The following is a 26,934-nucleotide window of genomic DNA, read 5'->3' on the forward strand; positions in this document are numbered from 1 at the left end:
CTCAAATTACAGTTGTGTAAATAAATATTTACATTGTGTTTTTTTATATGTACACCTTGAAATTTGTTTTTAGGCTGTTATTTTATGCTTAATCCAGCCCAATAGAGATGCTTTAAATTGGGTGTAAAAAAATATATACAGGTTTGAATTATGCAAAAAAGTGAATTGAGCAACATTAATATTAGTGAAGAACAAGTTCTGATTACACCTGAAGAGCTGAAAGCCAAGATACCACTGAGTGATAACGCTCGTCGCTTTATTCAGGAGTCTCGTCAGACTATCGCTAACATTATTCATAAGAAAGATCATCGACTACTAGTGGTTTGTGGCCCTTGTTCAATTCACGATCTGGACGCTGCGAAAGAATACGCTAAGCGTCTTAAAGCATTGTCTGAGCAGCTCAGCGACCAGCTTTACATTGTTATGCGCGTCTACTTCGAGAAACCACGTACCACAGTGGGTTGGAAAGGTTTGATCAACGACCCGCATCTAGACGGTACTTTCGATATCGAGCACGGTCTGCACGTAGGGCGCAAACTGCTGGTTGATCTAGCAGAGATGGAGATTCCACTGGCGACCGAAGCGCTGGATCCGATCAGCCCTCAATACCTCGCGGACACATTCAGCTGGGCAGCAATTGGCGCACGTACGACTGAATCTCAGACTCACCGTGAGATGGCGAGTGGTCTATCTATGCCAATCGGCTTCAAGAACGGTACTGATGGTAGCTTAGCAACAGCCATCAATGCGATGCAGGCTGCGTCTTCAAGCCACCGCTTCATGGGGATTAGCCGTGAAGGTCAGGTTGCGTTACTGACAACTCAAGGTAATCCAAATGGTCACGTGATTCTGCGTGGTGGTAAACAAACCAACTACGATTCAGTGTCAGTCACCGAGTGTGAGCAGGATATGTCGAAAGCTGGTCTGGATGCCTCTCTGATGGTCGATTGTAGCCATGCTAACTCGCGTAAAGATTTCCGTCGCCAGCCTTTGGTTGCAGAAGATGTGATTCACCAAATTCGTGAAGGTAACAAATCGATTATTGGCCTGATGATTGAGAGTCATATTAATGAAGGTAATCAGTCATCCGATATTCCTCTCAACGAAATGCAATATGGCGTTTCAATTACCGATGCCTGTATCAATTGGGATACAACTGAGGCACTATTGCGTCATGCACATACAGAACTGGTCCCATTCTTGGAAGATCGTCTGAAAGGTTAAGAGAAGAATAACAAGGAACATCATGGCCGTTGAATTGAATGAATTGCGTGATCAAATTGACGCAGTAGACAAACAAATTCTGGATTTATTGGCACAGCGACTGTCTCTGGTGGAGAAAGTCGGTGAAGTGAAAAGCGAACACGGTCTGCCGATTTATGCACCAGACCGTGAAGCGGCCATGTTAGCTTCACGTCGCGAAGAAGCGGAAAAGAAAGGCGTACCGCCTCAGCTGATTGAAGACATTCTTCGCCGTACCATGCGTGAGTCTTACGCGAGTGAGAAAGATTCTGGTTTTAAGTGTTTGAATCCAGAATTGCGCTCCGTGGTGATTGTTGGTGGTAATGGCCAACTGGGTGGTCTGTTTGGTCGTATGTTCAAGCTGTCTGGTTATGATGTCAAAATACTTGGTAGCAAAGACTGGGACAAAGCGGATGAAATGCTGGTGGACGCTGGCCTAGTGGTAGTTACTGTACCAATTCATCTGACCCAAGGCGTGATTGAGAAGCTAGGAAAACTGCCAAAAGATTGCATCTTGTGTGACTTAACCTCGATCAAGTCTAAACCGCTGCAAGGTATGCTCAATGTGCATCAAGGTCCTGTTGTTGGATTGCACCCAATGTTTGGTCCTGATGTACCGAGTTTAGCTAAGCAGGTTATTGTGTACTGTGATGGCCGTGGTGAAGAGCATTACCAGTGGCTACTGAAGCAGTTCTCTATTTGGGGAGCGAGTTTATGTCAGATTGATGCCTCAGAGCACGATCACGGTATGACTCTAATTCAGGCATTGCGTCACTTTACGTCTTTTGCTTACGGTCTGCACTTGAGCCGTGAAAACCCGAACATTGATAAGCTGTTGAAGCTAAGCTCACCAATCTACCGCTTAGAGCTGGCGATGGTTGGGCGTCTTTTCGGTCAGGATCCAAACCTATACGGCGATATTATCCTTTCTTCAGACGAAAACATCGAGATGATCAAACGTTTCCATCAATGCTTTGGTGAAGCACTGAAAGTGTTGGATGGCAAAGATAAGCAGGCGTTTGTGACAAGCTTCAATAAAGTAAGCGAGTGGTTTGGTGATTACTCTCAGCAGTTTATGCATGAGAGCCAGAATCTACTGAAGCAAGCGAATGATTCCATTCATCGTGGTTAACCTATAACTCCTAACCAGATACCGTAAGAGCTGCCCTAGGCAGCTCTTTTTTATTGTATGGTGAGAGTATTGGCTGGGTTTTCGTCACGCTTTACCGTATTTACCGGGTCATCCTGATAAGGATGGTTAGTCAGGTTGACCTGTAATCTGACCGTGTTGTCTATCAATTCAACCAGCGGTGCCCATTTCACTTTCTTCTCTTTTTCAAACAGATAGTTAAAGTTTTCTGGAGTCCAATCCATAGTGTATTGAGGGTTCAGTGCTCGGCCAAGAAATCGAATCTCATAGTGAAGGTGAGGGCCGGTCGAGTTTCCTGAATTGCCACACGTCGCAATTAATTCTCCCTTGCTCACAAACTGACCACTGCGTACTTTAAATTTTGCAAGGTGGGCGTAGGAGCTCATAAAACCAAATGAGTGCCTCAGAGTAAGGAAATTTCCAAAGCCTTTTGAGCTTGGGCGAACTGTTTCCACAACGCCATCGGCTGGAGCGTAGATCGCCTCGCCACGCTTACAGGTCAGATCGATTCCCGTATGGGTATGACGTTTGCCCGTGATTGGATTAATGCGTCGACCATAAGATGAAGAGATGCGCAGATAGTCCATCGGTGTATCGTTCGGGATCATGCGAAACATGGTGGCACGTACGGCAGAGTCCACTGCTGCAGCGTCAATACGATTCGCCAAGTCGTACTCTTCAGCCTGCGTATCGTCAGCAAGGCCAAGAACTGACTCCACATCATAAACTCGCTTGCCTAGGGTATGGATTTGATCGCGCTTTTCTTCCAGTTCTTGAGACAAAGTATGAGTTTCATTGACCTGCTGTTGGTATTGTTGCTCGGCTTGCTCAAGTTGGTTGCGCAGTTGAACGACTTGAGATTGAGAAGAATTCTGCTGCTGCCAGCTGTAATAAGCGACAGTCGCGCTGAAGGCAATCGCACTGATTGAACCAGCAATAGTCAGAAGAAGGGCTTTTCTTGAAACGTGAAAGTGTTGCTCCCCAGATGAAGAGGGGATAGAGATTATTATCTTTTTGGACATACTGCTTAGTTAGGTGTATTCACCTAAATCTGACAGGTGCTCAATGTCTCTGTGTAGGAGTTCATCGTCACCGACATTCAATTCAATTAACCGCTTCAGATGTCCGATACTTTCAATGTCAATATGATCAATACTCAGACGGATCACATTGTTATTGAGGCCCACAATTTTGCCGACCAGCTCAATCGTGATATCGCTGTCTTGAAGCGAAAACTCTACATCTACCATACTGTCGACATCAAGCGAGTCTGCGTCATCTGACGTCAGCAGCAGTCCATGCAGGGATAAATCACACAAAGAGGATTTCACCACTTTGTTTTCTTGAGATAGCAACGCTTGTGTCTGGTAAACAATGCGCGAAAAGCGACGGCGTTCGATCATAGTTGTCTCTCTTAATGGTATCCAGTAAGGCTATCAAATCAGAAGTGACTGCTATACGTGTCGGTTCGCATTATTGATTCAAAACACGGTAACAACCATAATTATTGTGAACCAATATACAATAAAGGCCGCTAATATTAGCGGCCTTTGCACAAATTTCAAGCAAGATTACTTAGTAATACGCTTGTATTTGATTCGGTGCGGTTCCGCTGCTTCTGGACCTAAGGTCTTCTTCAGCCACTCCATATACTCAGTATAGTTACCTTCGTAGAAGTTCACCTGACCTTCATCACGGTAGTCGATGATGTGCGTTGCGATACGGTCTAGGAACCAACGGTCGTGCGAGATAACCATGGCACAACCAGGGAACTCCAGTAGTGCTTCTTCTAGTGCACGCAACGTTTCAACATCAAGGTCGTTGGTTGGTTCATCGAGTAGCAGTACGTTGCCGCCCGCTTTAAGCAGTTTAGCAAGGTGCACACGGTTGCGTTCACCACCTGATAGTTCACCGATGATCTTTTGCTGGTCTGAGCCTTTGAAGTTAAAGCGAGAACAGTATGCACGTGCAGGAATTTCAAAGTTGTTGATCTTGATGATATCTGCGCCTTCAGAGATTTCCTGGAAGACAGTCTTGCTGTCATCCATGCTGTCACGGAACTGGTCGACAGACGCCAGTTTGACCGTATCACCCATCTCAATGGAGCCCGAATCTGGCTGTTCTGTGCCACTCAGCATCTTGAAGAGGGTAGATTTACCTGCACCGTTGGCACCAATGATACCGACGATGGCGCCTTTTGGCATACTGAATGAAAGATCATCAATAAGAACACGGCCGTCGAACGATTTAGTCAGGTTATTCACTTCAATAACCTTATCGCCTAGACGCTCACCTGGCGGAATGAACAGCTCGTTAGTCTCATTACGTTTCTGGTGATCACCGCTTTGAAGTTCTTCAAAACGTGCCATACGTGCTTTTGATTTCGCCTGACGACCTTTCGGATTCTGACGAACCCATTCCAGTTCTTTCTCAATGGTTTTCTGACGAGCTTTTTCCTGAGACGCTTCTTGTTGTAGACGCGCGTCTTTTTGCTCTAGCCATGAGGTGTAGTTACCTTGCCATGGGATACCTTCACCACGGTCAAGCTCTAGAATCCAACCTGCAGCATTGTCTAGGAAGTAACGGTCGTGCGTGATAGCAACGACAGTACCAGTATAGTCAACCAGGAATCGCTCAAGCCAAGCGACTGATTCCGCATCCAAGTGGTTGGTTGGCTCGTCGAGAAGCAACATATCTGGCTTCTCAAGTAGCAGACGACAGATAGCCACACGGCGACGCTCACCACCAGACAGGTGCTCGATCTTTTGATCCCACTCAGGAAGACGCAGTGCATCTGCCGCACGCTCAAGCGCGTTATCTAGGTTGTGGCCATCTTTAGCTTGAATCAGTGCTTCCAGCTCGCCTTGTTCTTTTGCAAGCGCATCGAAATCAGCATCTGGTTCTGCGTACGCAGCGTATACTTCGTCAAGACGCTTCATTGCACCCGCAACATCGGATACCGCTTCTTCAACGATTTCACGTACGGTCTTAGACTCGTCTAATACAGGCTCCTGCGGTAGGTAACCGACATTCAGACCTGGTTGTGGACGAGCTTCACCATCGATATCAGTGTCAATACCCGCCATGATACGCAGTAGGGTCGATTTACCCGCACCGTTCAGACCAAGAACACCGATCTTGGCACCAGGGAAAAAGCTTAGCGAGATGTCTTTCAGAATTTGACGCTTAGGTGGCACGATTTTGCTCACCCGCGACATGGTATATACGTATTCAGCCATTGCCGATCGTTCCTAAAATTTCAATTCACGTAGAGAGGCATTTTATACCAAGATGGGGGGCTTTGTTACCTTCGAAATGAGGATGATGAGGAACTAATCGGCCTTATTGATGGATAAGTGAACAATTCATTTATAGCGATGCCACTTATGTCACAGTTGTGTGAATTTATTATTATTTACATCTATACGCTTTACATGGCTGCTTACAATAAGCATAAATTAATAAACACACTAATTATTCTCAACAGGACGAGAATTTATGATGCTGACGTTTTCAAAGTCGCTGCATCGCATTCCTTCATCGATTCTGACCTGGGTCTCGATGGTTTGCAGCGCAAGCTTAGCCACTTCAGCAATGGCAAGTGATCTCCAGCAACAACGGAAAATTTATGACCAGGCGCAAGAATACCTCGACAATAATCAGGTAACTCAATATCAAGAAATCCGTAATAAAATCAAAGATTACCCTCTAACACCTTATACGGATTACCGTGCTTTTTTAGTTGATATCGGGCAACACTCACCGGCGGAAGTAGAAGCGTTTATTGATACTTATAGTACGTTACCATTTTCAGCTCGCATTCGAGCTCCATACATCGACAGTCTTGCCAGACAAAAACAATGGCAAAAGCTGGCAGAATTTCAGACCGTAGAACCACGCGGTGAAACGTATCAATGTCACTACTATCATGCGCTTTATCGAACAGGTCATAAGGACCAAGCTTTTGAAGGTGCAGAGAAACTTTGGCACTCCGGGCAGAGTATTGCTGATGCTTGTGACCCGCTGTTTGAGGTTTGGGACAAAGCGGGGTTAAGAACCGATCAGCAAATTCTTGAGCGTATGCTGCTAGCGTTTGAAGCACGTAATGGCTCGCTAATGAACTACCTCAAAAAGCAGCTCAACTCTGACAAAGCACGTAAGCAAGCCTCTGATATGAAGGCGTTGTTTAATCGACCAGAAAATGTCGTTAACTTTGCTCGCCAGCACAGCGATAGTGATTTCAACCGTTCTCAGACAGGGCTTGCGTTGAAAAAGCTGGCGCGAAAAGACGTTAGAATGGCGCAGCAAGCGTTTGATCAAGCCACCTCTGCGCAGAAAATGCCTTTAGACGAGGCGCAGAAGCTGGCTGATTATATTGCCTTCCGATTGATTAACACCGATTCCGAGTCTTTGGCGCAATGGCGCGATAAAAAGATAGAAACGTCCAGTAATAATGATTTGATTGAGCGCAGGGTTCGCTTAGCGATTCAAGAAGCAGACTGGCATGGTGTGGAAGATTGGATAGGACACCTGCCAGATAAAAAGCAGCAAAGCCTGCGCTGGCAATATTGGTTAGGACGCAGTGAAGTCGCGTTGGGGGATATCACCAAAGGCAGCCAGCGTCTTGAAAATCTGGTGGGTCAGCGAAACTTCTATAGCGTTGCGGCCGCGAAAGAGATCAAGCGATCGATCAATTACCCAGTTTCCACCATCTCTTTTGAGCGGCAAGCGGTCAAACCGTTTATGACAGCCTTAGTGCGCATCGAAGAGCTGATTGAACGGGATAAAATTGCCGCAGCGAAAAGCGAATGGCGTTGGTTGCTCAATCGAGCTAATGCTGAGCAAAAAGAGATGCTAGCGGCGTACGCCTCCTATAAAGACTGGTCTCATTTGACCGTTACGGCGAGTATCAAAGCCAAAATGTGGGACAACCTAGAGCTGCGTTTCCCGGTGGCTCATCGCTGGTGGTTTAACTTCTATGGCGAAAAGCACAGCATTGATCCAATCACTCTGATGTCATTGGCGAGACAAGAGAGTGGTTTGGATGTTGAAGCGCGTTCTCCTGTTGGTGCGCGCGGTATCATGCAAATTATGCCATCAACGGCTAAGTACACTGCGCGTAAATATCAGCTGTCGTATCGCAGTAGCAATGACTTATATGAGGTTGGCAAAAACATAGAGATAGGCAGCCACTACCTGAAAGGCTTACTCGAGCGATACGATAATAATCGAATTTTCGCGCTTGCTGCGTATAATGCTGGACCACACCGAGTGAAAACCTGGCGTGAACGTACCCAAGGCAAACTGGATGCTTACGCATTTATTGAAGCCATTCCATTTAAGGAAACCCGTGGTTATGTGCAGAACATTCTGATGTTTGAAACATACTACCGTAACCTGTTAGGGGTCGATGGGGCGTTTCTCAATCAGAATGAGATTGATACCAGATACTAGTTTTATGACGTCCTAGGCAGCGAGAGCAAATGGCAACACAACCTGAGTACACCGACTGGCAACAGATCTTAGATTTGATTAAAACGAGCAGCGAATCCGACCAACACGAGATGTTGCTGACCATGCTGCTCACACCCGATGAGCGCGAATCTTTAATCGCAAGGGTCAATATATGTCGCGAATTGCTTAAAGGTGAATTGTCTCAGCGCCAAATCAGTCAGATGCTAGGGGTAGGTGTCGCCACCATTACTCGCGGCTCCAATGAGCTGAAGTCGAAGAGCGAAGCAGAAAAGGCTGAAATCTCAGCCTTACTTGAACCCAAATAAAGGTGCCATCGGCACCTTTGTTTTTATTAGGGTCTGTTGACCTTTTGAGCTGATTTTTGCAGCAGTTTGTGGGTTCTTTATACAAGGCAGAGGATTTGAAACGTAGTTGCCCTACCTGATAAGCCGATAACGCAGTAGAAAGGAACCACAAACGCTGCCCAGAGGGTTCGGCTAAAAGCGTTTTACTCTTTGTTGAGAGGTGTTTTGCTTAGGTCACTAGGCGACAAACCTCTCGCCGCGACTAAAACGCTTTTATCTCGAACAAAATTTAACCGCAAAAGGTCAACAGACCCTAGAGATTAGCGGGGAAGTGCTCTGGATTGGTAAATGGAATTAATGCCAATATCAACGCCTGATGATACACACTGCTACGCGTCAACTGGTCTTGCGTCAGTAGGCTAATGGCGCCACCTTTCTGTTTAATGTTGTCAGTGCCAAACACTTCGTCCATTACATCACCCAGCTCATTAGCCTTAGCCAGTTTTTCAATCACAACCGGTGGTAGCATCAAGCTAGCAGAGCGAGACTCACCACGATGTGTTTCTGACTCAATCACCATCCAAGCAAAGGTCACATTACCTTCAATACCAGCCTCGAGGCCAACATAATAGTCGCCATTGGGTTGAGACATTTTAGCGTTGCGGACTCGGTTGAGCGCACCTGTGTGCGTTTCTTCATTGCTCATTGGTTGATCGGCCACTTCACTAGCGACACTCACACCGACAAACTCGAACGTTTGTGAGTCAAAAGCTGCCTGAAATGCGCTTTTGACCGCGTTAATTTTGGCTGGGTTAAGCGAAGCGACAATAACTTTCTTCACCGACATGCTGGTTTCCTTGTGTGGATGAGTCGAGGAATTTCAGCTCAGACAATGAAACAGGAGGAGAAAGGAAATACCCTTGCATGTAGTCACATTGATTCTCCGCCAGCCATTGGTGCATTTCCTGCGATTCGATGCCTTCAGCGGTCACTATCATTGACTGTGAATGGCACAAATCCACCAGTGGCTTCACCACTTTCTGATTATTGGTTTTGATCAGAGCGGTGAGAAATTCACGGTCGAGCTTAATTTTCTGTACCGGGTATTCTACAAGCTGAGTGATAGATGTATAGCCGGAACCAAAATCATCAATTGCTAACTTAAAGCCCATCAATGACAGTTCATGTAGCAGAGAGTAGCTCTGGGAATCTGTGGCAAAAGTTTCTGTGATTTCAAAATCCACCAAGCCGGGAATTACGTGATATTGCTTAGCGGCGTGCTGTATGTCTCGCGCCAATTGCAAAGAGTCCAGTTCTGCAGAAGAGAGATTGATTGACAGTTGAATCGGATGATCAAAACAGTTTTGCAGGGCGACAAAGTCTTTAAACGCCTGAAGTATGACCCAGCGATCAATCTTACCAAATAACCCCGTTTTCTCTGAGATAGGGATAAACTCGCCCGGATTGACCTTGCCCATTTTGGGTGACTCCCAACGCAATAGAGCCTCCACGCCAACAATGGTCTTACCCGAGCGATCAAAATAAGGCTGATACATCAGATGAAACTCATCATCGAATTCACCGTTTCTCAAGGCGCGCTCAATCTGAGTACGGCGACGAACAATCTGATCCAGCTCTTCTGAGTAACGTGCAACCTGGTTTTTCCCCGCACGTTTGGCCTGATACATCGCGGTGTCTGCATTAGACAGCAGCTTTGCTAAATCCTGACCGTCTTGAGGGTAGCTCGCAACCCCGATACTAGCGGTAATAGGAAAGCTACCTAGAGGCGAGCTCTGAGGGTTTTGAATCGGCTCTAAAACCGCTTGGGCTACCTTATCTGGGTAACTGTTCTCGTGTGCAGAAGCGATGAAAATGGCAAACTCGTCACCAGATAACCTTGAAGCGATACACTTCACGCCATAAGACAGTTCATACTGATGACAGATTTCACGAATATGGTCGGCAAAGTTCACCAGCAACGAATCACCCAAATGATGCCCGTATTTGTCATTGACGTACTTAAAGTTGTCCAAGTCGATATACAGAATCCAAGCGTGGGTGTGGAGCAGTTTGTTGGCAATTGTACGCTCGACATAGACTTGAAACTGGTAGCGATTGGCCAGTTGTGTCAGGTGGTCGTTCTCCGCCATTGCTTTGGTTTTCTGGTAACTTGAATTGAGCTCTTTGTACATATCATAAAAACGAACCGACAAACGGCCGATTTCATCGTCGCTGCTGAGCCGTTCAATGTTATGGCGCTTACGTTGTTCGACTTCTTGAAGTTGGTGTTCAAGACGGGTAATTGGACTGATGACGCGGCGATGGAGCAGAAACAGTAGGATCAGGATCGTTGCCGCAGTGGAGGCGCCAAAGAACAACAGCAGCCTTTGTTCGATCTTATGGAGCTTTTCAGCCAGCAGATATTGCGCAGGATCCAACACCGCATAGAGGCTGGGCTTGAGCTCGACCGACTGAGTTAACCCTGATTTTATGATTGGTTGGTCAGCGAAAAATATGCTGCTGTCATTATCAAATTCGATGATGTGTTTTAGTTGGTCAAACTTATCCAAAGACAGATAAACAACGATAAAAAATACCTGATCGGTATTGTAACTAAGCGGAGAAATCAGCGTATTGGTATCAAGGACATCGTAGCGTACTAAAATGCTCTGCCCTTGGTGGTTTTGCGTGAAACCGGTGTAGGACGTGTTACCCGTGCGGCGGTATGTTCGATCCACAAAGCGGAACACATTCTGGTCCAGTTTAGAAAAAGGATCGGACTGATTATCTGCATAGAACTGCGGGGCGCGATTATGATTTAGAATCGCGACGGCAATATCGTTCTGCTTGTTGGCCTGCAGATTCTCTATCGTTGTCTGCAGGTTATCGATCAGCTCCATCTCCCGATATGGGTTGTCCTGCTGACCAAAGTAATGACGGATAATGTCACTCTTGGTTAAGGTGAGGGAATAGCTGTTCAGCAGTGCCACTGATTGGCGAAAGTGACCTGCGAGCTTTTCCATCGTTAACTGGAGATAACTGTTTTCGCGTTTAATTAACGCATCTTTTTGGTTGTTGTATATGCCGTAGCTAGAAAACGCAGCACTGATTAGGATGACTGGGGAAACTAGCAACAGAACTCTAGTACTGAGCTTCATGACGTTTCAGAATGCGATTTATTATTTTTGCTCGTAAGCTGATATTTGATGCCGAGAGTTCGCTATCTACGCGCCCTTGCTCGACTCGCTGTTGTTCTGGAAACAATGATGCATCATCTAGATACCAATCCGGCATCTGTTTTAACGCCGTTAAGTTTGGCGTTGCAGCTTTGATGTCTGTTGCATTTGTTGCAGCAATAGTGGGATCCATAAGGTACTCAAGGAAGGCTTTAGCCTTCTCCTTATTGGTTGAATGGCTACTGACGGCCAAACAGTCAACCCACAAAAACAACTCACCTTCAGGAACGATGAAATCCCACTGATTACCAGTGTAGTAGCGATTTAATGAGTATTGGTCACCACTGTAAGCCAGAGCCATTGCCAGCTTTGCAGCATTTCTATTACTACGGATGTAGCTGAGAATGTATTCGTAGGTGAGGACTTTATCGCTGAAAGATTGCAATTCGGGGTAGGCTTGCTGGAAGAGCGATTCTTGTTCTTCTGTTGGAGAGATCCCCAAGCTGTAAAATACTGGTAGAAAGCTTTCGACGCTGTCATTGATCATGCCAATCCGCCCCTCTAGAGCCTTCGGTGGATGGACAAATTCTTGCCAGCTGGTTGGAGGCTTTTTCACTATGTCTTTTCGATAAGCTATTCCCACTGTTCCCCAAAAGTAAGGAACAGCGTATTTACCACAGGCTTGAAGCCATTTGTCGTCGTTATGGTGACGATTTTTCAGTTGGGTAAGATCTTCAAACGATCCTAAACGCCCATATATTTGAGCCGAAACATTATCCAAAACCACGAGATCAAAAGGTAGCTGAATACCTTTCATCATCAACAGGCTACGTTCATCATCATTATCAAAATGGGACAGCTTCAGCGGTGTGCCTGTGCTCGATTGCCAGCTTTCGATGACATTCGGTGAGAGCGTATCTTCCCACATGTAGACGTTGAGTGGAGAGTTTGCGTGAGTAGAAAAACTGGGCACGGAAAGTGCGACGGTAAGTAGAAATAGTGATCTCATATCAGCTAGGAAGTGGCCTTCTGACCCATGAATGGATAACGCCTATCAGAGTGATATGTTGAAAGGACTGACACACACCTAATATGCAACTAAGAAGCGGAATATTAGGTTCATTTATGAATAGTGTCAGTCCTTGTAAGTAATTTATTTGATCTGCATTGTTTAATTACTGAAGTTTCACTGTCGTTGGCTTGACATTCTCACTTGGGTAACAACCCAAAACTTTTAAATGTTTAGTCAGCTGCGTTAGCTCATTCAGGGCTTGCTGCATCTCTTCGGATTCAAGGTGAGATTCGAGATCAACATAAAACATCTCTTCCCAAGGGTTCCCCATAATTGGACGTGACTCCAATTTGTTCATGTTGATTCCGTACTTTTGTAGTACCAGCAAGGTCGCGACCAATGAACCGGCGTCTTGGGAGGTTGACATGATGAGTGTCGTTTTTGCTGGTATCTGACTGGACACTTCGACAGGTTTACGTGCCACTATAATGAAACGGGTGTGATTCTCTGTTTGGTTGGCAATGTTGCCTTGGATCGGTTGTAGGCCGTAGAGCTTGCCACTCGAAGCATTACCAATAGCGGCAACATCGCTGCGGCCCATTTCTTTAACCTTCTGCATCGCATCAGCTGTGCTAGCACAAGACTCCAACGTGACACCTTTCATTCGGCTCAGGAACTCACTGCATTGTTGATGAGGCTGTGGGTGTGAGTAGAGTGTTTTTATCTCTTCTAAACGAATGTCCGATGTTGCTACTAGGCAATGTTCAATCGGCAGGGTCATTTCACCAACGATATACAGCGTTGTATGTTGCAGCAGGTCGTAAACTTCATTAATGGAACCAGAACTGGTGTTTTCAATCGGCAGTACGCCATAATCGGCATGACCAGATTCAACCGTCTGTGTCACTTCTTTGAAGTGCTCACAATTGAGCTCGATCAGTTCTGTATTTTTACGGCTGAAATACTCACGGCTAGCAAGATGGGAATATGAGCCTTTAGAGCCAAGAAACGCCACACGAGCCAGCGGCTTACGGCTCAATTCAGGGTTGGCTAGATTCTGCAGGTAAGATTGTTGCAGTAAAACGGAGTCTTCAATGATGGTGTGGAACAGCTTAGTAATGTACTGAGCATCAAGTTCGTACTTGTCACGACCTGCGTTGATCAGTTTCACCAACAGCTGCTGTTCTCGGCTTGCGTCACGAACCGGTTTGGATGTCTGAACTTTACTCTTAGCCACCTCAATGCTCATCTTTCTTCGTTCAGATAAGAGCTTCAACAGTTCGTCATCCAGCTCATTTAAACGTAAGCGAATTTCATCGAGTGAGTATTTTTGTTCGGTCATCCTACATTCCTTCATAAAAAAAGCCTCCCGTTTGGGAGGCTTCCTGTTCGTTTTTGACTTTTCTTTCGAAAACGAGAGAGCCTCCAAGCTTAGTGGAGAAAAAAGAAGTCAAAAAAGAACAGGTTGTTGTGAGTCATAAATTATTACTTTTGTTGTGATGCTGCCAACACAATAAGCAACCGCTTAGTGAGCGTCAAGCAAAAAAATAGCGCCTTTCGGCGCTATTTTTTAAATCCTCCGTAACTCATCAATATGAGTTAACAATTATTCGCTTTCTATCTCTTCAAGCTCTGGTTTCTCTGCGCGTCGTGCTTCAGGCTTGTGACGAAGTTTGTTGAGCTGACGTTCCAGTTTTTGTTCTACCTCATTGATAGCAACGTACAGATCTTCGTTGGTTGCAGACGCAACAAGCTGGCCTTTGGGGACGGTAATGACAGCTTCAAATTTCTTCTGTTTATTCGGCTCCTCACTGAAGCTTGCCTGACATCCGATGATGTCTACTTGCCATTTTTCCAGCTTTTTAAATTTGCTCTCGATATGAGCTCGGATTGCAGAGGTGGTTTCGATGTTTTTACCAGTGATGTTTACTTTCATAGATGTTTTCCTCTGTAGCATCCCTTATGGGTTAACTTCAGATTACTCGCCTAAGCTTAAAATAATGTGACTCAAGTCACCTTTTTGTTGGTGTGTTTTTAGATTGAAATTAAACGTGATCTATCTCAAATACTTGGTTTGTTTGACGTTGAAAAAGCTTGTACCCCAAAAAAATATCGCTAGATTGGAGAAGGTAACATACTAAAAATCATCCGCTTTTTAGGGCTCTAATTCGACCTGATAAAAATGGCTGGTTAATTGTTGCTCAACTACCAACGTGACTCTCTTCGCATTCTCTTCTGTAGTTTCCCGAACCTCTTCTTGATGTACTTTCCCGGTCAGCGCTACTGATCGATATTAGGAACGAAGAGATCTGGTGTGCCTGCACTGCTAGATTGGTGTTGACGCTGCTCTTTTAGGGCATTGAGCTGCTTGTAAATGACAAAATAGCGATTGATGTTGGATACATAGTGAACCGGTTCACGGCCAATATTCCGTCTCGCCATGATCTCCACATGCCGGAACCATCGATTGGGATCATATCCATTCTGCTTGGCCAAACTGCGCATCTTACGAATATTGGCAGGCCCAGCGTTGTATGCTGCCAAGGAAAAATAAACCTGATTATCGGGCGTGATGTCATCATCACTAAAATAGCGATCTTTGAGAAAGCGCATGTATTTCACGCCAGCATGGATATTGTTATCAACTTGATAGATGTCGGGAATGGCGACATTAGGATCCCTAGCAGTGCTGGGTAATACCTGCATGACGCCTACTGCGCCTTTGTGTGACACCTTACTCTGATCTAAACCGGACTCCTGAAACCCTTGGGCTGAGATCATCAATGGGTCAAAGTCATATTGTTCGGAGTAGTTGGCGAAGATGCCTGATAACGAGTCTAGGCGAGTAATATGATCAGGGTTTAGAATACGCTTCAGCCAGCCTGTTTTATCAAGATATTTGCCGTAAATGACGTTACCTAACAAGGTGCCTGAACGGGTTTTCTTTAGATACTGGTTAACGAACGACTGTAAATCGGGGCTATTTTTGCGCATCGCCCAAGCAATCTTGCCATCAACTCTGAGAGGAGCTTGGTCGTGCACCTCAATGTTTTCCATTACCTTCAGCCAAAGCTCAGTTTTGTGGCTGTCCAAAACTGTGGCATCGATGTGGCCTTGATTAACCAATTCAATAATTTCAATATCTTGTAGCGTTTCTTCTACAAAGCGAATTGTGACGGGTTGCAAGTCATGCTCATCGAGCAATTGATTCACTTTTTGTAAGCTTTCGAAGTAACTGGAGCTGGCTCGAACCCAAATCTCTTTACCACTGAGTTGAATCAAGTCAGTAATTGGTGGGGTGGAACTACGAGTGACGAGCAGCTCACTGACGCCTTGTAAAACTGGAATGCTAAAATCGATATGTTTTGAGCGATAGGAAGTGATAGTCAGGTTTGCAACGATCAGATCGCCATAACCTTTTTCTAATGAAGGTAGTAACTCGTCTCTTTGTACCGGAATAATCTGCAGATTGAAGTAAGAGGAACGTTGTCTGAGTTCTTTCTCAAAGTGATACAGCAGCTCAGCAAGAATGCCTTTAGGTTTGCCCCCTTCAATATAATAAAAGCCGAGATCGGCAGAAACCAATACACGTATAGCCCCTTTCTTTTCGAGCTCAGTCAGGTCGCCAAAGTAAGGATCTTTTTGTAATGGTGACAAAGAAAGCGCTGCCGCTTGGTGGGAGATGGCGGCGAATAAAACCAGAATTAAGACAACTCGACTCATGAAGTACCCTCGATAGATCATCTATTAAAGGTAGTTCTTAACAAGTCACTCAGCAAAATAGGCAATAAAAAACCGCCTCAGTGTGGAGGCGGTTTTCTTTAACTTCTAAGTAGTTACTGAGGGTTTAGCTCGATAAGTTGCCTAGTGCGCTTAGCGGCATCTTCTAGCCCAAGTTTTTCATAGGCTTCTAGTTGGATCTCAAGTGACTTACGAGCCGCTTCTGTATCCGGGTAAGTCTTTTGCAACTCTTGTGTTCGGTTAATGGCGGCGATCCAAGCTTCACGACGCAGGTAGAAGTCTGCCGTTGCCAGATCGTATTCCGCTAAACGATTTTTCAGGGCAAACATACGTTTTTGAGCGTCTTCTGCATAAGGGCTATTTGGATAACGTTCTAGCAGCTTTTTGAAATCAGCAAAGGCTTTTTTCACTGGTTCAGGGTCTCGATCACTACGGTCAACATTGAATAGATCGTGCATAAAATTACGATCCTGTGCCATGTGAGTCAGACCACGCATGTACAAAACCCAGTCAAGTTTTTCGTGAGTTGGGTTGAGACGAGAGAAACGTTCAATCGTCGCAAGACCAAGCGCTAAATCGTCGTTTTTGTAGTAGGCATAAATTAGATCCAGCTGAACCTGCTCGGAGTATGCGCCAAACGGGTAGCGAGAATCCAGCGCTTCCAGTTTGTCGATGGCTGTTAACCAGTTGCCACTTTGCAGCGATATCTGTGCTTCTGAGTAGAGTTCCGATGGCGGTATATCCGGGACGATTTCTTCGCTGCTAGAACAGCCAACCAAAACGGATAATGCCAATAAGCCAGATAAAGTATGCTTTTTCATGTCAGGATTCGATTCCTTGAGATAAATATTTCTTGCGCTTCCGTTACTTTCTTGCCGGTAGCAGATACAATGGAGCGATATTCTTCCACACTAGTGACAATTAGTCTCACAGTTTTTAAAAAAGTTCGATATGGCTCAGCAGATTGAATTAACGCATACAGTAAAAGATAGTCAATTAGGTCAACGTCTTGACCAGGCGATCGCAGAATTATTCGCCGACTTTTCCCGCTCTCGCCTGAAAGAATGGTTGGTCGACGGCAAAGTTCAGGTCAATGGTGAGGTGGTTACCAAACCCCGCACGAAAGTGATGGGCGGTGAAATTATTACGTTACAGGCCGAACTGGAAGACGAAGAGCGCTGGGAAGCGCAAGATATCCCATTGGATATCGTTTATGAAGATGACGATATTATGGTCATCAATAAGCCAAGAGATTTTGTAGTTCACCCAGGTGCCGGTACTCCGGATGGGACGGTCTTAAATGCTCTGCTGCATCATTACCCTGATATTGCCGAAGTACCTCGAGCGGGTATTGTTCACCGTCTTGATAAGGACACTACAGGTTTGATGGTGGTAGCGAAAACAGTACCAGCACAAACTCGTCTGGTTCGAGCACTGCAAAAGCGCAACATTACTCGTGAGTATGAAGCGATCGCGATTGGCCGTATGACTGCGGGCGGACGAGTAGAGCAGCCGATTGGCCGTCACTCAACGAAGCGTACTTTGATGGCGGTTAGCCCAATGGGTAAGCCAGCGGTTACGCACTATCGAGTCGCAGAACATTTTCGTGAGCACACTCGTATTCGTTTACGCCTTGAAACTGGTCGAACTCACCAGATCCGTGTGCATATGTCTTACCTTCAGCATCCGTTGCTGGGTGACTCTGCTTACGGTGGCCGTGCGCGAATTCCTTCCGGTGCTTCAGAGGAATTGGCGGAAATGATCCGTAAGTTTGATCGTCAAGCGCTCCATGCTGTGATGCTAAAGTTTGATCATCCAGTGACTGGAGAAGAGCTGGAGTTCCACGCTCCAGTACCAGACGACATGGTCGAAATGGCTGAAGCGCTTCGCCAAGATACGCAGCACCACGGATTAGAAGACGAATTCTAAGATGGACATTATCATCCCTAACTGGCCTGTGCCGAGCAATGTTAAAGCTTTTGCCTCGACTCGACAGCAAGGCTTTTCTTCTGGTGTTTATCAGGGGTTAAACCTTGGCGCTCATGTTGGGGATGAACTTGCGATTGTTGAAAAGAACCGCCGATGGTTAGCGCAGCAATCTCAGATGCCGACGGCACCAATCTGGCTTAATCAGACGCACTCTACGGTTGTATTGGAAGCTGACAAACCAACACAAAATGTGCTGGACGCTGACGGCCTCTTTACCCAACAGACAGGCGTAGTGTGTTCTGCTATGACCGCTGATTGCTTACCCGTTTTGTTGGCCAATACCGCTGGTACGCAAGTGGCTGCGGTTCATGCTGGCTGGCGTGGTTTGGCTGATGGGATTGTTGAAAATGCTGTGTCGAAATTTGACGGGCAGGTGATGGCCTGGATTGGCCCGGCAATCGGCGCTTCGGCGTTTGAGGTCGGTCAGGACGTATTGGATGCATTTGTCTCATTCGACTCTGCGGCTAAAAAGGCATTTGTACCACGCGAGAAGCCGGGGAAATGGCTGGCAGATATGAACATGCTTGTTACTCAACGCTTGAATAAAGTGGGTGTGACTGACGTTTATTACAGCGAACTGTGCACTTATCTCGATCAGGATCGCTTCTTTTCTTATCGCCGAGATGGTTCCACTGGAAGGCAAGCAACATTTATCTGGCTGGAAAAGTAACTCTCAGAATTGCTAAGGAAACTTAGTTCTCTCCCCTTGAAAATCGATTCTTGCGTATCCATCTTTCATACTGTCTATAAGAGTATTCTCCGTTAAGGTTAGGAAGGTAGGTATGCGTCTCGACAGATTCACAAGCAAATTTCAAATCGCGATATCTGACGCACAATCGCTCGCGCTGGGGCGCGATCACCAGTACATAGAACCAGTGCACTTAATGGTCGCGCTGATGGATCAGAATGGCAGCCCTATTCGCCCATTACTGACTATGCTCGATGTCGATGTAACCCATTTACGCTCTAAGCTGAGTGAGATCCTTGATCGTTTACCTAAAGTAAGTGGTATCGGTGGGGATGTTCAGTTATCCAGTGCGATGGGCACGCTTTTCAATTTGTGTGACAAAGTCGCGCAAAAGCGTCAGGACGCCTACATTTCCTCAGAAGTTTTCCTCCTTGCTGCCATTGAAGATCGCGGACCACTCGGTGAGCTTTTAAAAGAGTTAGGTTTAACCGAAGCTAAGTTGAGTGATGCCATTGATAAGGTACGCGGTGGGCAAAAAGTTAATGATCAGAATGCTGAAGACCTACGCCAAGCCTTAGAAAAGTTCACCATCGATCTAACCGAACGAGCTGAGCAAGGTAAATTGGACCCGGTCATTGGTCGTGATGACGAGATTCGTCGTACGATTCAAGTACTGCAGCGTCGAACCAAAAATAACCCAGTGATTATCGGTGAACCGGGTGTCGGTAAAACCGCGATTGTTGAAGGGTTAGCACAGCGCATCATCAATAATGAAGTTCCAGAAGGGCTACGTAACAAGCGAGTCCTGTCGCTTGATATGGGCGCTTTAGTTGCTGGCGCGAAATACCGTGGTGAATTTGAAGAGCGTTTGAAGTCGGTTCTTAATGAGCTGTCTAAAGAAGAGGGCAATGTCATCCTCTTTATCGACGAGATTCATACCATGGTTGGAGCTGGTAAAGGTGAAGGCTCTATGGATGCCGGCAACATGCTCAAACCTGCTTTAGCACGTGGAGAACTTCACTGTGTTGGTGCCACTACATTAGATGAGTATCGCCAATATATTGAAAAAGATCCGGCATTAGAGCGCCGTTTCCAAAAAGTGCTGGTGGATGAGCCTTCGGTTGAAGATACGGTGGCTATTTTACGTGGACTGAAAGAGCGCTACGAGCTGCATCACCATGTAGAAATTACCGACCCTGCGATTGTTGCTGCGGCGAGTTTATCTCATCGTTATGTGTCTGATCGTCAATTGCCTGATAAAGCGATTGACTTGATTGATGAGGCTGCATCAAGCATCCGCATGCAGATCGACTCCAAACCAGAATCACTCGACAAGCTGGAGCGTAAAATTATCCAGCTTAAAATTGAACAGCAGGCGTTGACCAATGAACATGATGAAGCAAGTGAAAAGCGCTTAAGTAACCTCAATGAAGAATTGGAAGACAAAGAACGCGCATTTGCCGAGCTTGAAGAAGTGTGGAATGCAGAAAAAGCGGCGTTATCAGGGACGCAGCATATCAAGAGTGAATTAGAGCAAGCTCGAATGGATATGGAATTTGCTCGTCGAGCGGGTGATCTCAATCGAATGTCTGAGCTTCAATATGGTCGTATTCCTGAATTAGAGAAGCAACTGGATCTTGCGACTCAAGCAGAGATGCAGGAAATGACCTTGTTACGTAACAAAGTCACAGACAACGAGATTGCTGATGTATTGTCGAAGCAGACTGGTATTCCTGTCTCAAAAATGTTGGAAGCGGAAAAAGAAAAGCTTCTGCGTATGGAAGAGGTATTGCACGCTCGTGTTATTGGCCAAAGCGAAGCTGTAGAAGTGGTTTCAAATGCTATTCGCCGCAGCAGAGCGGGGTTGTCGGATCCAAATAAACCTATAGGCTCCTTCTTATTCTTAGGTCCGACAGGTGTTGGTAAAACAGAATTATGCAAAACGCTGGCAAGCTTTATGTTCGACAGTGAAGATGCCATGGTTCGAATTGATATGTCGGAGTTTATGGAGAAACACTCGGTTGCTCGCCTAGTGGGTGCACCTCCTGGATATGTTGGCTATGACGAAGGTGGTTACCTGACGGAAGCCGTACGTAGAAAACCTTATTCAGTGATTCTGTTAGATGAAGTTGAAAAAGCGCATCCAGATGTGTTCAACATTTTATTGCAAGTGCTTGACGATGGCCGTTTAACTGATGGACAAGGTCGCACCGTCGATTTCCGCAATACGGTTGTCATCATGACATCCAACTTAGGTTCGGCGAGAATCCAGGAAAACTTTGGTTCTTTGGATTATCAAGGAATGAAAGAACAGGTGATGGAAGTGGTCAACAAACATTTCCGTCCAGAATTTCTCAACCGTGTCGATGAAAGTGTTGTTTTCCATCCACTTGGTCAGGAGCATATTAAGTCGATTGCGTCTATTCAATTGCAGAGACTGTCCAAACGTATGGAAGAAAGAGGTTATGCGTTAGAGGTTTCAGATAAAGCGTTGGATCTTATTGCCCAAGTTGGTTTTGATCCGGTATATGGTGCTCGACCTCTGAAAAGGGCAATTCAGCAAAGTGTTGAAAACCCACTGGCTAAAGCAATACTGGCTGGAAAAGTCGTGCCAGATAAACCCGTTAAGCTACTGGTCAGTAAAAATCAGATTATTGCCCATCAATGATGAGGTGTATAGGAAAGGGCGCTTGGGAGCCCTTTTGCTTTCATTTATGCCGCTTTGATTAAATTGCGAGCGAACGAAGTAAAAACTACAAGTTTTTTCAATTTCCCTCTTGTACTGTCGAGTGAACTCCCTATAATGCGCCCTTGTTGTCACGGGATGCTAAACAAATCTCGCCGATGATAAGACGGCTTGAAGTTAATCATTTAACTTTAAGAGAAATAACAAAAAAAAGTGTTTGACACTATGAGTTATCTCGCTAAAATGGCCGTCCGTTTTGAGCAAAGCTTAAAACAAAGTTCTTTAACAATATAAACCTATCAATCTGTGTGGGCACTCGTTGATGATAATCCAATTAGAAACTTCGGTTTCAAATTAGGTTTCAATGATACGAAGTGACCATTGAATCTTCGGATTCAGCACAGTCAATTCAAACATTACTTATGTAGTGTTCAGTATTCATTGAGCCGAACAAAATCTTAAATTGAAGAGTTTGATCATGGCTCAGATTGAACGCTGGCGGCAGGCCTAACACATGCAAGTCGAGCGGAAACGAGTTGTCTGAACCTTCGGGGAACGATAACGGCGTCGAGCGGCGGACGGGTGAGTAATGCCTGGGAAATTGCCCTGATGTGGGGGATAACCATTGGAAACGATGGCTAATACCGCATAATAGCTTCGGCTCAAAGAGGGGGACCTTCGGGCCTCTCGCGTCAGGATATGCCCAGGTGGGATTAGCTAGTTGGTGAGGTAATGGCTCACCAAGGCGACGATCCCTAGCTGGTCTGAGAGGATGATCAGCCACACTGGAACTGAGACACGGTCCAGACTCCTACGGGAGGCAGCAGTGGGGAATATTGCACAATGGGCGCAAGCCTGATGCAGCCATGCCGCGTGTATGAAGAAGGCCTTCGGGTTGTAAAGTACTTTCAGCAGTGAGGAAGGTGGATGTGTTAATAGCGCATTCATTTGACGTTAGCTGCAGAAGAAGCACCGGCTAACTCCGTGCCAGCAGCCGCGGTAATACGGAGGGTGCGAGCGTTAATCGGAATTACTGGGCGTAAAGCGCATGCAGGTGGTTTGTTAAGTCAGATGTGAAAGCCCGGGGCTCAACCTCGGAATTGCATTTGAAACTGGCAGACTAGAGTACTGTAGAGGGGGGTAGAATTTCAGGTGTAGCGGTGAAATGCGTAGAGATCTGAAGGAATACCGGTGGCGAAGGCGGCCCCCTGGACAGATACTGACACTCAGATGCGAAAGCGTGGGGAGCAAACAGGATTAGATACCCTGGTAGTCCACGCCGTAAACGATGTCTACTTGGAGGTTGTGGCCTTGAGCCGTGGCTTTCGGAGCTAACGCGTTAAGTAGACCGCCTGGGGAGTACGGTCGCAAGATTAAAACTCAAATGAATTGACGGGGGCCCGCACAAGCGGTGGAGCATGTGGTTTAATTCGATGCAACGCGAAGAACCTTACCTACTCTTGACATCCTCAGAAGAGACTGGAGACAGTCTTGTGCCTTCGGGAACTGAGAGACAGGTGCTGCATGGCTGTCGTCAGCTCGTGTTGTGAAATGTTGGGTTAAGTCCCGCAACGAGCGCAACCCTTATCCTTGTTTGCCAGCGAGTCATGTCGGGAACTCCAGGGAGACTGCCGGTGATAAACCGGAGGAAGGTGGGGACGACGTCAAGTCATCATGGCCCTTACGAGTAGGGCTACACACGTGCTACAATGGCGCATACAGAGGGCGGCCAACTTGCGAAAGTGAGCGAATCCCAAAAAGTGCGTCGTAGTCCGGATTGGAGTCTGCAACTCGACTCCATGAAGTCGGAATCGCTAGTAATCGTAGATCAGAATGCTACGGTGAATACGTTCCCGGGCCTTGTACACACCGCCCGTCACACCATGGGAGTGGGCTGCAAAAGAAGTGGGTAGTTTAACCTTCGGGGGGACGCTCACCACTTTGTGGTTCATGACTGGGGTGAAGTCGTAACAAGGTAGCGCTAGGGGAACCTGGCGCTGGATCACCTCCTTATACGATGATTACTCACGATGAGTGTCCACACAGATTGACGGTTTATATAAATTAAAGAGGGGCTATAGCTCAGCTGGGAGAGCGCTTCGCTGGCAGCGAAGAGGTCATCGGTTCGATCCCGATTAGCTCCACCAATGATTTCTATTAAGAAATTCTTAGTGTCCCGTTCGTCTAGAGGCCTAGGACACCGCCCTTTCACGGCGGTAACAGGGGTTCGACTCCCCTACGGGATACCATCTTTAAACGCATTAGTAATAGTGCTTTTAAAAATGGTTCATTTATGAATCTAGCTCTTTAACAATTTGGAAAGCTGACGAATAACAACAATCCCCATCTCTTTGAGATGCGTTGTTATTCAATAAAAGTTCTCAAATCCTAATTCTTTGAATTAGGTACCAACACACGTTCAAGTGTTCTTGGAAATTTGAGTCCGGCAAAATCGAGTCTGCATCATGTTTAAATAATGGCAGACAACTTTGGTTGTTTGACTAGAAGACCCTTTGGGGTTGTATGGTTAAGTGACTAAGCGTACACGGTGGATGCCTTGGCAGTCAGAGGCGATGAAGGACGTATTAACTTGCGATAAGCCCAGATTAGACAGTAAAAGTCATTTGAGTCTGGGATTTCCGAATGGGGAAACCCAACTGCATAAGCAGTTATCATTATCTGAATACATAGGGTAATGAGGCGAACCGGGGGAACTGAAACATCTAAGTACCCCGAGGAAAAGAAATCAACCGAGATTCCGAAAGTAGCGGCGAGCGAAATTGGATTAGCCCTTAAGCCTTTAATGCGTCAGGTGAAAGTTCTGGAAAGTTCTGCGATACAGGGTGATAGCCCCGTAACCGACAGCGCATTTTAGGTGAAATCGAGTAGGGCGGGACACGTGATATCCTGTCTGAATATGGGGGGACCATCCTCCAAGGCTAAATACTACTGACTGACCGATAGTGAACCAGTACCGTGAGGGAAAGGCGAAAAGAACCCCTGTGAGGGGAGTGAAATAGAACCTGAAACCGTGTACGTACAAGCAGTAGGAGCACCCTCGTGGTGTGACTGCGTACCTTTTGTATAATGGGTCAGCGACTTATATTCAGTAGCAAGGTTAACCATCTAGGGGAGCCGTAGAGAAATCGAGTCTTAACTGGGCGTCGAGTTGCTGGATATAGACCCGAAACCAGGTGATCTAGCCATGGGCAGGTTGAAGGTTGAGTAACATCAACTGGAGGACCGAACCGACTAATGTTGAAAAATTAGCGGATGACTTGTGGCTAGGGGTGAAAGGCCAATCAAACCTGGAGATAGCTGGTTCTCCCCGAAATCTATTTAGGTAGAGCCTCGGACGAATACTACTGGGGGTAGAGCACTGTTAAGGCTAGGGGGTCATCCCGACTTACCAACCCTTTGCAAACTCCGAATACCAGTAAGTACTATCCGGGAGACACACGGCGGGTGCTAACGTCCGTCGTGGAGAGGGAAACAACCCAGACCGCCAGCTAAGGTCCCAAATTACAGCTAAGTGGGAAACGATGTGGGAAGGCTTAGACAGCTAGGATGTTGGCTTAGAAGCAGCCATCATTTAAAGAAAGCGTAATAGCTCACTAGTCGAGTCGGCCTGCGCGGAAGATGTAACGGGGCTAAGCTGTAAACCGAAGCTGCGGCAATGCATTTTATGTATTGGGTAGGGGAGCGTTCTGTAAGCCGTTGAAGGTGAGCTGTAAAGCTTGCTGGAGGTATCAGAAGTGCGAATGCTGACATGAGTAACGATAAAGGGGGTGAAAAACCTCCTCGCCGGAAGACCAAGGGTTCCTGTCCAACGTTAATCGGGGCAGGGTAAGTCGACCCCTAAGGCGAGGCCGAAAGGCGTAGTCGATGGGAAACGGGTTAATATTCCCGTACTTCTTACAATTGCGATGGGGGGACGGAGAAGGCTAGGTGGGCCTGGCGACGGTTGTCCAGGTTCAAGTGCGTAGGCTTGAGAGTTAGGTAAATCCGGCTCTCTCTAAGGCTGAGACACGACGTCGAGCACCTACGGGTGTGAAGTCATTGATGCCATGCTTCCAGGAAAAGCCTCTAAGCTTCAGATTGTAAGGAATCGTACCCCAAACCGACACAGGTGGTCGGGTAGAGAATACCAAGGCGCTTGAGAGAACTCGGGTGAAGGAACTAGGCAAAATGGTACCGTAACTTCGGGAGAAGGTACGCTCCTGTCGGTGAAGTCCCTTGCGGATGGAGCTAACGGGAGTCGCAGATACCAGGTGGCTGCAACTGTTTATTAAAAACACAGCACTGTGCAAAATCGTAAGATGACGTATACGGTGTGACGCCTGCCCGGTGCCGGAAGGTTAATTGATGGGGTTAGACGTAAGTCGAAGCTCTTGATCGAAGCCCCGGTAAACGGCGGCCGTAACTATAACGGTCCTAAGGTAGCGAAATTCCTTGTCGGGTAAGTTCCGACCTGCACGAATGGCGTAATGATGGCCACGCTGTCTCCACCCGAGACTCAGTGAAATTGAAATCGCTGTGAAGATGCAGTGTACCCGCGGCTAGACGGAAAGACCCCGTGAACCTTTACTACAGCTTGGCACTGAACATTGACCCTACATGTGTAGGATAGGTGGGAGGCTTTGAAACCGGTACGCCAGTATCGGTGGAGCCGTCCTTGAAATACCACCCTTGTAGTGTTGATGTTCTAACTTAGACCCGTCATCCGGGTTGAGGACAGTGCCTGGTGGGTAGTTTGACTGGGGCGGTCTCCTCCCAAAGAGTAACGGAGGAGCACGAAGGTGGGCTAATCACGGTTGGACATCGTGAGGTTAGTGCAATGGCATAAGCCCGCTTGACTGCGAGAATGACAATTCGAGCAGGTGCGAAAGCAGGTCATAGTGATCCGGTGGTTCTGTATGGAAGGGCCATCGCTCAACGGATAAAAGGTACTCCGGGGATAACAGGCTGATACCGCCCAAGAGTTCATATCGACGGCGGTGTTTGGCACCTCGATGTCGGCTCATCACATCCTGGGGCTGAAGTCGGTCCCAAGGGTATGGCTGTTCGCCATTTAAAGTGGTACGCGAGCTGGGTTTAGAACGTCGTGAGACAGTTCGGTCCCTATCTGCCGTGGGCGTTGGAAGATTGAAGGGGGCTGCTCCTAGTACGAGAGGACCGGAGTGGACGAACCTCTGGTGTTCGGGTTGTCATGCCAATGGCATTGCCCGGTAGCTAAGTTCGGAATCGATAACCGCTGAAAGCATCTAAGCGGGAAGCGAGCCCTGAGATGAGTCTTCCCTGACCCCTTGAGGGTCCTAAAGGGTTGTTCGAGACTAGAACGTTGATAGGCAGGGTGTGTAAGCGTTGTGAGGCGTTGAGCTAACCTGTACTAATTGCCCGTGAGGCTTAACCATACAACACCCAAAGGGTTTTGATGGACTCAAAGTAAGAACAGATTGAATGTGTAGAGAACACAATAACAGCTTTCCAG

17 protein-coding genes, 2 tRNA genes, 2 rRNA genes and 1 other annotated feature are annotated in these 26,934 nt (G+C 46.6%); of the genes, 11 read left to right on the forward strand and 10 right to left on the reverse strand.

Annotated features, from left to right (window positions below):
* Positions 1–150 precede the first annotated feature (150 nt).
* Positions 151–1,224, forward strand: a complete 1,074-nt coding sequence (locus tag FIU99_RS02900) for a 3-deoxy-7-phosphoheptulonate synthase (protein ID WP_152471997.1) — start codon at positions 151–153, stop codon at positions 1,222–1,224.
* 22 nt (positions 1,225–1,246) lie between these two features.
* The gene (tyrA, locus tag FIU99_RS02905) at positions 1,247–2,374 is read left to right on the forward strand and encodes a bifunctional chorismate mutase/prephenate dehydrogenase (protein WP_019276854.1); all 1,128 of its coding nucleotides are present in this window, start codon (positions 1,247–1,249) and stop codon (positions 2,372–2,374) included.
* A gap of 50 nt (positions 2,375–2,424) precedes the next feature.
* On the opposite strand, the gene FIU99_RS02910 is transcribed toward tyrA, so the two are convergent.
* The 3 genes from FIU99_RS02910 to ettA form a co-directional block, all read right to left on the reverse strand.
* The gene (locus FIU99_RS02910; protein ID WP_152471998.1) at positions 2,425–3,414 is read right to left on the reverse strand and encodes a M23 family metallopeptidase; all 990 of its coding nucleotides are present in this window, start codon (positions 3,412–3,414) and stop codon (positions 2,425–2,427) included.
* Positions 3,415–3,423: 9 nt separating this feature from the next.
* On the reverse strand, positions 3,424–3,795 hold the full coding sequence (locus tag FIU99_RS02915) for a PilZ domain-containing protein (RefSeq protein ID WP_006957680.1): 372 nt from the start codon (positions 3,793–3,795) through the stop codon (positions 3,424–3,426).
* 168 nt (positions 3,796–3,963) lie between these two features.
* A complete protein-coding gene (gene ettA / locus FIU99_RS02920; RefSeq protein WP_038164731.1) occupies positions 3,964–5,631 on the reverse strand; it encodes an energy-dependent translational throttle protein EttA in 1,668 nt (555 codons plus the stop codon).
* 259 nt (positions 5,632–5,890) lie between these two features.
* On the opposite strand from ettA, the gene sltY reads away from it, so the two are divergent.
* Both sltY and trpR read left to right on the forward strand, forming a co-directional pair.
* Positions 5,891–7,846, forward strand: coding sequence for a murein transglycosylase (sltY, locus tag FIU99_RS02925; protein WP_099609241.1), 1,956 nt, complete (start codon positions 5,891–5,893; stop codon positions 7,844–7,846).
* Between the two features lie 29 nt (positions 7,847–7,875).
* Positions 7,876–8,172 (forward strand): trp operon repressor, encoded by a 297-nt coding sequence (trpR, locus tag FIU99_RS02930; protein WP_006957674.1) that lies wholly within the window; start codon positions 7,876–7,878, stop codon positions 8,170–8,172.
* Between the two features lie 292 nt (positions 8,173–8,464).
* On the opposite strand, the gene yjjX is transcribed toward trpR, so the two are convergent.
* From yjjX to FIU99_RS02970, 7 genes are all read right to left on the reverse strand, one after another.
* Positions 8,465–8,998, reverse strand: coding sequence for an inosine/xanthosine triphosphatase (gene yjjX, locus FIU99_RS02940; RefSeq protein WP_006957672.1), 534 nt, complete (start codon positions 8,996–8,998; stop codon positions 8,465–8,467).
* Positions 8,964–11,309: a bifunctional diguanylate cyclase/phosphodiesterase gene (locus FIU99_RS02945; RefSeq protein ID WP_152471999.1), complete on the reverse strand. Its 2,346-nt coding sequence runs from the start codon at positions 11,307–11,309 to the stop codon at positions 8,964–8,966. The genes yjjX and FIU99_RS02945 overlap by 35 nt, the downstream gene beginning before the upstream one ends.
* Positions 11,293–12,336, reverse strand: a complete 1,044-nt coding sequence (locus tag FIU99_RS02950) for a spermidine/putrescine ABC transporter substrate-binding protein (protein WP_006957668.1) — start codon at positions 12,334–12,336, stop codon at positions 11,293–11,295. The genes FIU99_RS02945 and FIU99_RS02950 overlap by 17 nt, the downstream gene beginning before the upstream one ends.
* A 166-nt stretch (positions 12,337–12,502) precedes the next feature.
* Positions 12,503–13,681 (reverse strand): prephenate dehydratase, encoded by a 1,179-nt coding sequence (gene pheA, locus FIU99_RS02955; protein ID WP_006957666.1) that lies wholly within the window; start codon positions 13,679–13,681, stop codon positions 12,503–12,505.
* A 13-nt stretch (positions 13,682–13,694) separates the two neighbouring features.
* Positions 13,695–13,816: a sequence feature (Phe leader region), on the reverse strand.
* A 129-nt stretch (positions 13,817–13,945) separates the two neighbouring features.
* Positions 13,946–14,275: a ribosome-associated translation inhibitor RaiA gene (gene raiA / locus FIU99_RS02960; RefSeq protein WP_006957664.1), complete on the reverse strand. Its 330-nt coding sequence runs from the start codon at positions 14,273–14,275 to the stop codon at positions 13,946–13,948.
* A gap of 344 nt (positions 14,276–14,619) precedes the next feature.
* Positions 14,620–16,062 (reverse strand): lytic transglycosylase F, encoded by a 1,443-nt coding sequence (locus tag FIU99_RS02965; RefSeq protein ID WP_099609247.1) that lies wholly within the window; start codon positions 16,060–16,062, stop codon positions 14,620–14,622.
* A 113-nt stretch (positions 16,063–16,175) separates the two neighbouring features.
* The gene (locus FIU99_RS02970; RefSeq protein ID WP_006957661.1) at positions 16,176–16,901 is read right to left on the reverse strand and encodes an outer membrane protein assembly factor BamD; all 726 of its coding nucleotides are present in this window, start codon (positions 16,899–16,901) and stop codon (positions 16,176–16,178) included.
* 130 nt (positions 16,902–17,031) lie between these two features.
* Here FIU99_RS02970 and rluD point away from each other — a divergent pair, with 130 nt between their 5' ends.
* From rluD to FIU99_RS03010, 7 genes are all read left to right on the forward strand, one after another.
* Positions 17,032–18,009, forward strand: a complete 978-nt coding sequence (gene rluD / locus FIU99_RS02975; RefSeq protein ID WP_019276844.1) for a 23S rRNA pseudouridine(1911/1915/1917) synthase RluD — start codon at positions 17,032–17,034, stop codon at positions 18,007–18,009.
* A 1-nt stretch (position 18,010) separates the two neighbouring features.
* Complete coding sequence (gene pgeF / locus FIU99_RS02980) at positions 18,011–18,739, forward strand: peptidoglycan editing factor PgeF (protein WP_152472000.1); 729 nt, start codon at positions 18,011–18,013, stop codon at positions 18,737–18,739.
* 112 nt (positions 18,740–18,851) lie between these two features.
* On the forward strand, positions 18,852–21,425 hold the full coding sequence (gene clpB / locus FIU99_RS02985; protein ID WP_152472001.1) for an ATP-dependent chaperone ClpB: 2,574 nt from the start codon (positions 18,852–18,854) through the stop codon (positions 21,423–21,425).
* A 478-nt stretch (positions 21,426–21,903) separates the two neighbouring features.
* Positions 21,904–23,456, forward strand: a 16S ribosomal RNA gene (locus FIU99_RS02995).
* A 58-nt stretch (positions 23,457–23,514) separates the two neighbouring features.
* Positions 23,515–23,590: transfer RNA gene (locus FIU99_RS03000), tRNA-Ala, on the forward strand.
* Between the two features lie 26 nt (positions 23,591–23,616).
* Positions 23,617–23,692, forward strand: a tRNA-Glu gene (locus tag FIU99_RS03005).
* A 276-nt stretch (positions 23,693–23,968) separates the two neighbouring features.
* Positions 23,969–26,857: ribosomal RNA gene (locus FIU99_RS03010) — 23S ribosomal RNA — on the forward strand.
* The 16S and 23S rRNA genes sit together here with 2 tRNA genes alongside, the layout of an rRNA operon.
* Positions 26,858–26,934 lie beyond the last annotated feature (77 nt).

Origin of the sequence: Vibrio sp. THAF64, assembly GCF_009363455.1 — a bacterium.
Classification (GTDB): Bacteria; Pseudomonadota; Gammaproteobacteria; order Enterobacterales; family Vibrionaceae; genus Vibrio; species Vibrio coralliilyticus.

What these genes read in the sequence shown, in the direction of transcription:
- raiA (WP_006957664.1), bottom strand. Translation starts at nt 14,275, where the DNA reads ATGAAAGTAAACATCACTGGTAAAAACATCGAAACCACCTCTGCAATC.
- FIU99_RS02950 (WP_006957668.1), bottom strand. Translation starts at nt 12,336, where the DNA reads ATGAGATCACTATTTCTACTTACCGTCGCACTTTCCGTGCCCAGTTTT.
- FIU99_RS02970 (WP_006957661.1), bottom strand. Translation starts at nt 16,901, where the DNA reads ATGAAAAAGCATACTTTATCTGGCTTATTGGCATTATCCGTTTTGGTT.
- pgeF (WP_152472000.1), top strand. Translation starts at nt 18,011, where the DNA reads ATGGACATTATCATCCCTAACTGGCCTGTGCCGAGCAATGTTAAAGCT.
- FIU99_RS02900 (WP_152471997.1), top strand. Translation starts at nt 151, where the DNA reads ATGCAAAAAAGTGAATTGAGCAACATTAATATTAGTGAAGAACAAGTT.
- yjjX (WP_006957672.1), bottom strand. Translation starts at nt 8,998, where the DNA reads ATGTCGGTGAAGAAAGTTATTGTCGCTTCGCTTAACCCAGCCAAAATT.
- tyrA (WP_019276854.1), top strand. Translation starts at nt 1,247, where the DNA reads ATGGCCGTTGAATTGAATGAATTGCGTGATCAAATTGACGCAGTAGAC.
- FIU99_RS02945 (WP_152471999.1), bottom strand. Translation starts at nt 11,309, where the DNA reads ATGAAGCTCAGTACTAGAGTTCTGTTGCTAGTTTCCCCAGTCATCCTA.
- clpB (WP_152472001.1), top strand. Translation starts at nt 18,852, where the DNA reads ATGCGTCTCGACAGATTCACAAGCAAATTTCAAATCGCGATATCTGAC.
- sltY (WP_099609241.1), top strand. Translation starts at nt 5,891, where the DNA reads ATGATGCTGACGTTTTCAAAGTCGCTGCATCGCATTCCTTCATCGATT.
- rluD (WP_019276844.1), top strand. Translation starts at nt 17,032, where the DNA reads ATGGCTCAGCAGATTGAATTAACGCATACAGTAAAAGATAGTCAATTA.
- trpR (WP_006957674.1), top strand. Translation starts at nt 7,876, where the DNA reads ATGGCAACACAACCTGAGTACACCGACTGGCAACAGATCTTAGATTTG.
- FIU99_RS02965 (WP_099609247.1), bottom strand. Translation starts at nt 16,062, where the DNA reads ATGAGTCGAGTTGTCTTAATTCTGGTTTTATTCGCCGCCATCTCCCAC.
- FIU99_RS02910 (WP_152471998.1), bottom strand. Translation starts at nt 3,414, where the DNA reads ATGTCCAAAAAGATAATAATCTCTATCCCCTCTTCATCTGGGGAGCAA.
- pheA (WP_006957666.1), bottom strand. Translation starts at nt 13,681, where the DNA reads ATGACCGAACAAAAATACTCACTCGATGAAATTCGCTTACGTTTAAAT.
- ettA (WP_038164731.1), bottom strand. Translation starts at nt 5,631, where the DNA reads ATGGCTGAATACGTATATACCATGTCGCGGGTGAGCAAAATCGTGCCA.
- FIU99_RS02915 (WP_006957680.1), bottom strand. Translation starts at nt 3,795, where the DNA reads ATGATCGAACGCCGTCGCTTTTCGCGCATTGTTTACCAGACACAAGCG.